Origin of the sequence: Burkholderia sp. ABCPW 14 (assembly GCF_001523835.1) — a bacterium.
Taxonomy (GTDB): Bacteria; Pseudomonadota; Gammaproteobacteria; order Burkholderiales; family Burkholderiaceae; genus Burkholderia; species Burkholderia mayonis.
Map to the genome: position 1 here is coordinate 1 of NZ_LOVS01000012.1, position 5,199 is coordinate 5,199.

Annotated in this window: 6 protein-coding genes; 1 reads left to right on the top strand and 5 read right to left on the bottom strand. The window is 63.5% G+C overall.

The annotated features are described in order from the left end of the window. A partial coding sequence (locus tag WS62_RS02855) for an SDR family NAD(P)-dependent oxidoreductase (RefSeq protein ID WP_156440841.1) occupies positions 1 to 149 on the bottom strand: 149 nt, incomplete at its 3' end. Between the two features lie 46 nt (positions 150 to 195). Next, positions 196 to 936, bottom strand: coding sequence for an acetoacetate decarboxylase (locus WS62_RS02860; protein ID WP_066493876.1), 741 nt, complete (start codon positions 934 to 936; stop codon positions 196 to 198). 469 nt (positions 937 to 1,405) lie between these two features. Here WS62_RS02860 and WS62_RS02865 point away from each other — a divergent pair, with 469 nt between their 5' ends. After that, a complete protein-coding gene (locus WS62_RS02865) occupies positions 1,406 to 2,002 on the top strand; it encodes an undecaprenyl-diphosphatase (protein ID WP_066567452.1) in 597 nt (198 codons plus the stop codon). Between the two features lie 22 nt (positions 2,003 to 2,024). Here the strand turns inward: WS62_RS02865 and WS62_RS02870 are convergent, their stop codons facing one another. The 3 genes from WS62_RS02870 to WS62_RS02880 form a co-directional block, all read right to left on the bottom strand. Next, positions 2,025 to 2,261 carry a hypothetical protein gene (locus tag WS62_RS02870; RefSeq protein WP_066493874.1) on the bottom strand — a complete coding sequence of 79 codons (237 nt, stop codon included), beginning with the start codon at positions 2,259 to 2,261 and terminating at the stop codon, positions 2,025 to 2,027. An 800-nt stretch (positions 2,262 to 3,061) separates the two neighbouring features. After that, complete coding sequence (locus tag WS62_RS02875; RefSeq protein WP_066567455.1) at positions 3,062 to 3,889, bottom strand: siderophore-interacting protein; 828 nt, start codon at positions 3,887 to 3,889, stop codon at positions 3,062 to 3,064. A gap of 38 nt (positions 3,890 to 3,927) precedes the next feature. Beyond that, entirely contained in the window at positions 3,928 to 4,635 is a 708-nt protein-coding gene (locus WS62_RS02880) for a PadR family transcriptional regulator (RefSeq protein WP_066567457.1), read from the bottom strand. Positions 4,636 to 5,199: the final 564 nt, after the last annotated feature.

Below are 5,199 nucleotides of genomic sequence, written 5' to 3' on the forward strand. Positions count from 1 at the left end.
ATCTGCTCGGCGACCGCGTTCGCGCCGTCCTGATTCAGATCGGCGATCGCCACCGCCGCGCCCGCTCGCGCGAGCTCCAGCGCGATTTCCTTGCCGATGCCGCTTGCTGCTCCCGTCACGACTGCCGTCTTGCCATTCAGATTGCTCATGATCGAATTCCTGTCGAGAAAGTAGTAGGGAAGGATGCGGCGCGCGTCACTGCGCGAGGTAATCGTAGACGACTTCGCCGAGGCCGAGTGTCAAATCCGCGATCAGATGGCGCGCTTCGACGATTTCGAGCACCGGCAGATCGGCGACGGGCGCGAGCGCATGCGGCGCGAGCTCCAGCGACGCGGGGCCGGTCCATGCGCCCTTCATCTTAATGTCCTGCAGGTAGTAGCGCACGAGCTCGCAGACGCGCGCCGAGCCGTCGACGTGCGGAATGATCTTCAGCAGGAAGTTCGCGCCGGCGAGGCGCTTCTGCTGCTCGTCGAGATCGAGCTCCTTGTGCTTGTAGCCCATCGTGCCCGTCGCGACGCGCACGGGGCCGTAGTCGAGCGTGCCGAGCAGCGTGTCGATGTGCGTTTCCAGTGTCGGCTGCGCGAGCTTCTTCGGGAATCCCCACAATTCGCGGCCGCCCGCGATCGGCGGGTGATCGTTCAGATACATCGCGAGCGTGTAGCCGCCCGGCTGGCCGTTGAACTCGACGGGGATCACCTGGCCGCTCTCGGTGTAATCGCCGAAGCCGGTCGAATCGGCCATGCGGATGAACTCGTAATGGACGAGCGGTTCCTTGACTTCGAGCGGTTCCGGCACGATTTCGCGGAGGCGGTCGATATCGGTGCGGTAGGTGATGATCAGGAATTCGCGATTGACGAAACGATAAGGGCCCATCGGAAACGCCGGGCTCGTGAGCGGCATCGCGAATGCTTTCGATCGGACTTGGCTGGGCTTCATGCGGACTCCTTGTTGATCGCTTCGTTGTCGGGGTGCCGATATCGTATGCCTCTGCGAATCGATTGTGCGATGCCGCAACTGGAAAAGATTATTGCGCAAATCGAGGCAGTGAAATGACAAATATTGACAGTGTTGCGGACGCCGTAATGAATGCGCGCCGGCGGGGGGCGGACAGCGGGTCGCCGGCGCTTCGTTGCGGCAAACGGTGAGTCTTTTCGGGGGCAATAGTGAGCATTTACGGGATACGTGAAACGAATGTGAACGACGGCCCGAAACCACATGCGGCGCCGCGCGACGCGCACGATTGAACTTTTGGGGAATGACCGTCCTCGAAGAAGCGTGTTGTAGAATTTTCGATTCACCTTTCGATCTCGCGGCGCTTCGGGTTAAGCCTTTCTTAAGCGTGCGCGTCCTAGCATCGTTCGGACCGGTGACCCGGTGCCGTTCGATTCGCTACCGTTTCAGCCCCATGCAAAACTTCAATCTCGCTGTCTTTTCCGCGCTCAATGCGGGTTCCGCTCCGCATCTCGCCGCCATTCGCTTCGGCGTGTTTGCCGCCGACTGGCTCGTCTATGCAGTGCCCGCGCTGCTGCTGTTGACCTGGGTGATGGGGGCGCGCCCGACGCGTCGCCAGGCGATCGAAGCGGGCGTCGGCGCATGTGCCGCGCTCGCGCTCGCGCAGGTGATCGGCCACTTCTGGTATTCGCCGCGGCCGTTCGTGCTCGGCATCGGCACGCAATTGATTCCGCATGCGCCGGACGGCTCGTTCCCGAGCGATCACACGACGTTCGTCTGCAGCGTCGCGGCGGGCCTGCTCATCGCGAGCACGACGCGCGCGGCGGGCCTCGCGCTCGCCGTCATCGCGGTGGTGGTCGGTTGGGGGCGCATCTATGTCGGTGTGCACTGGCCGCTCGACATCGCGGGTGGCGCGCTCGTCGGAACCGCCGGCGCGCTTGCCGCTCATCTGTACGGTCGTCCGGTGACGGCGCTGCTCGACCGGATCGGCGAATCCGTGCATGCGGTCGCGTTCACACGATTGCACGAGCGGTCGATTCGCATCGACTGACGATAATCGGCGGGAATCCGAATCAACCAGGTGTTCTCGTCTGGGCGGCGTCGTTCGTCGAACTGGGCTCGACGTCGGCGCCGCCGTGCAATTCGACGTTTTCGGTCTGTAGCTGGCGCGCGGCTTCACGATCGAGCGCGCTGTCTTTCAGGATCGCGCACATCGCGACGAACAGCGCGATCGCGATCGCGCCGAGTCCGCAATAACCGGCGATTCGGAGCGTCTTCGGGATGCCTGCGTGGGTGTGGTGGCGAGTCATGGTCGCGTATCCGGATGACGACGCGCGGGATCGCGCGGTCTCGTTCTCATTCGACGCGGAAAAATGCAGCGACGCGCGTCGTGCTTTTTCGATATTCGGATCACGGGCGGCGCGGGCCACTCTGCCCCGGAGTACGCCGACGTGTGCCGCGACGGCTTCGCCGAACTGGCCGCATGCCGTCGAGATAGGTATAGGACACCGGCGACGCGGATGCAACTCCCGTTCGTGTGGAGATGGGCTTGCATCAATGCGCGGGCGTCGAAGGGCGATCGACGGAATGCAAACGCATGGGATTCGACGGATGCGGCTGCGGCTTCTATCTATGGGGAATCGGCCGCGAAACGCATGAAAAGGCGATGTCGAAGTCCGTCGCGCGCATCGAAGTGCGGTACGCGGTACGCGGTACGCACTTCGATGCGATCGTGCTCCGGCTGCGCGACCGTGACTCAATGCGTACGAAGATTGCGTGCCGCGATCGGTGCGTGGCGAGCGCCGCCGAGCGCGGTTATTTCCAGATAAGCCGGTACGCGGTGGCGATGCAGATGCGATTCTGTTCGGACGAAAACGCGGTGCGACGGCCGACGCCGCGTGAGGGCGTCTTTCGATGTCGGCGTGCGATGCATACATGCGTGCGCATGCCGCCGATCCGATCTACAGAGGATTCAAGCGCGACGCGTGTGCGCCGGCAATGCCGCGCTTCGTATCCGCGCCGTGCGCTCGGCGATGGCATGACACGAGCATGCGCGCCGCGGAGTCGTCGAACGTCGAACGCGTGTGCCGCGTTCGACTCGCTCATCGCATCAGTCTTCGAGCGATTCGTGAACCGCGACTGCGCCGTGCTTCCAGTAGGCGGAGGCGCGAATCCGCGATTTCGCGACGCCGCGCTCGTTGCACAGGTGCTCGCGTACGCCACGCATCGCGGCCGCTTCGCCCGCCGCCCACACGTAGCCGTCGCCGGCCGGCAGCGGCAGCTCCCGCAACGCATCCACCAACTGACTTGCACCGCGCTCGCCGTTTGCTGCGTTGTCGCGATGGCGCCACAAGACGTAGAGATCCGCATCGGTCGCGAAGTCGACCTGCGCAGACGGATCGGCTACTTCCAGCACTGCGGCGACACGCGTGCCGGCCGGCAATTCCTCGAGGCGTCGTGCAACGGCGGGCAATGCGGTATCGTCGCCGATCAGCAGGTGCCAATCGAAATCCTTCGGGATAACGAATGAACCGCGCGGCCCGCCGATGCCGAGCGTCTGCCCGACGCGCGCCTGCGCGGCCCACTGTGACGCCGGTCCCGGATGATGCAGCACGAAATCGAGGTCGAGCTCGCTGGCGGCGCGATCATAGCGACGCGGCGTGAAATCGCGTGCGACGGGCCGCGGCCGGTCTTCCGGAAACACGATGCCGTTCGGGCCGAACTCGGGACGCGCGGGCGCGTCCTCGCCGGGCGGCGGGAAGAAGACCTTCACGTGATCGTCGAACGACGCCGATTCGAAATCGTCGAGTTCGTCGCCCGTCAGCGTCACGCGCATCAGATGCGGAGTCACGGCAGTGACGCGCTTGACCTGCAGCAGGCGGAATTTCAGCGTATGGCGCACGCGTACGACCGCGCGCTCGGTAGTCGGTTGGGTCATATCGATTGGTTCTCCTTGATAAGCTGGATGCAGCTCGATCAATCCTTGGTCCGGCCTTCGATGTCGGCGACGGCACGCCGCAGGATTGCCGCGATGCGGCGCTGCTCGTCGGCGTCGGCGCTGCTCCTGCGGAAGAGCGCCTGCTTGAGCGCCATCCGAGCTTCGACGAATTCCGGCAGCCAGCCGCGCGTATCGTCGTCGGAGGCGGCGGGCGCTTCGCCGGCGAACGCGCGGCGCATGAATTCCATCTTGCGGCCGAGATGCGCGAGCTTCGCGAACAGCAGGTCGACGCGTTCGCGCTGCGCATCGAGATGCGCGCGGCCCGCGTCGGCGAGCGCATAGCGCTTGCGGTTGCCTTCGGCCTGCACGGTCACGTAGCCGAGCTCTTCCAGATACGTGAGCGCCGGATACACCATGCCGGGGCTCGGCGCGTAGAAGCCGCTCGAACGCGTATCGAGCGCCTTGATCAGCTCGTAGCCGTGGCTCGGCTGCTCGGCGAGCAGCGCGAGAAGCAGCAGTTGCAGGTCGTCGGCGCTGAATTGACGGCCGCGCGGCATGGCGTCGTCGTCGCCGAAGCCACCGAAACCGCCCGGGCCGCCGCCGAAGCCGCCGAACGGCCCGAAGCCGTGCCGGCCGCCGCCGCGTCGATGGCCGCCGATCATGTGGCGGAACATCTCGAGCGGGCCAGCGCCGAACGAGGTATGCATGCTGCATCCGCGGCGCGAAAACAGATGAGCGTGACGCATCGCCTTCTCCTGTGTGACTTTAGATATATCTAAAGATATATATCGAAAGATATAAAGTCAACGGGATTTTATGGGGGCGGAAGGCGGTGGGTGAGGAAGTCGTTCAGGCACTTGTAGGTTTGCAAAAAGGTGGCTTTTTTGCAACAGTTGATCAAGACTATTGACGTGTTTGGGGGATAGATTTCTCGGCATGGCTAACCATGCATTTCTTGATGCGGACTGGATTCTGGCAGCAGGATTGGCCGTGCCAGACGTGCGACACGCTTTGAGGGCAAATGGCTATTGCTACGTTAGGACGGCCTTCGATGTGCGTGGGGTGTCGTCGACTAAGCGACGGTGGGCGCGTGGATCAAGATGGTCGCCTCCCATTTGTCCAGCGACATCTGCGAGATGACTCATGAGACCGGACTATTGAGAATTACGTAAATCATGACATTACCAAAGCTCGGCTTGCTTCCAGCAAGCAGCGATGATCGATTTGCGCTTCTGGCCGCGCTTGAGCTTGCATCGAGCGGTGTGCTTCAACTCGGTCAGGTTGTTGGGACAGAAGTTGGCCAAGGCGTG

Bases quoted from the DNA above. Each gene is read 5' to 3' on its own strand.
- WS62_RS02860 (WP_066493876.1), bottom strand. From the start codon at position 936: ATGAAGCCCAGCCAAGTCCGATCGAAAGCATTCGCGATGCCGCTCACG.
- WS62_RS02865 (WP_066567452.1), top strand. From the start codon at position 1,406: ATGCAAAACTTCAATCTCGCTGTCTTTTCCGCGCTCAATGCGGGTTCC.
- WS62_RS02870 (WP_066493874.1), bottom strand. From the start codon at position 2,261: ATGACTCGCCACCACACCCACGCAGGCATCCCGAAGACGCTCCGAATC.
- WS62_RS02875 (WP_066567455.1), bottom strand. From the start codon at position 3,889: ATGACCCAACCGACTACCGAGCGCGCGGTCGTACGCGTGCGCCATACG.
- WS62_RS02880 (WP_066567457.1), bottom strand. From the start codon at position 4,635: ATGCGTCACGCTCATCTGTTTTCGCGCCGCGGATGCAGCATGCATACC.